We start from the raw sequence: 670 nt of genomic DNA on the forward strand, positions 1-670 counted from the left end.
TCAAGACCAGAAACCGCAGAACCAACATCAGTAAACGGCTTATCCGTAACCTCACCTTCTTTAGAAACTGAAGATAATTGATAGGTTGGGCCTGTAAAAGCTCCGTTATTAAATGTTGAACTACCACCTAAGAACTTTGCAACATCTTGAGAGAGCGTATTAATCTGACCACCCGTAACCACATCATGGGAATTCTCAACAATCTGACCATCAGAAACGTTGTGAAGAGCCGTGAGGGTTTTATCTTTACCTCCAAAAGTGACACTTGCATAATTAATAGTGTCATCCTTCTGTTTATCATAATGAACAACCGCTGAATCCTCTGACTGAAGATGATTAATCTGATTGGTTATTTCATTGGTAATTTTATTCTGGACATTTGTAAAAGATGTACCAACACCTTCAAAAGCCTCTGCTACATTCTTATACTCTTGCTCTTCAGATTCACCATTATCCTTAACTGTTTTAACCTTAAAGCTTGGGGCGGTCCAGTTGCCTTCCGCATCATAGCCAGCGCCACCACCAAAGTACTGCGCAACATTGTCCCCTAAAGAATAAAGCTGAGAACCATTGACTGCTTCTGTCGAGTTTGCTGAAAGTTTACCTGCTTTAACTCCAGAAAGGACACGTTCTATACCATCACTGTTGGCAAAATTTACTTGAGTACCGT

Annotated in this window: 1 pseudogene; it reads right to left on the bottom strand. The window is 40.6% G+C overall.

Annotation, left to right across the window (positions count from 1 at the left end):
- Positions 1–670 (bottom strand): annotated as a pseudogene (locus ACFINC_RS10980) (hypothetical protein); the annotation flags it as partial.

Source organism: Bartonella sp. AP58NXGY, from assembly GCF_042195785.1.
Taxonomy (GTDB): Bacteria; Pseudomonadota; Alphaproteobacteria; order Rhizobiales; family Rhizobiaceae; genus Bartonella.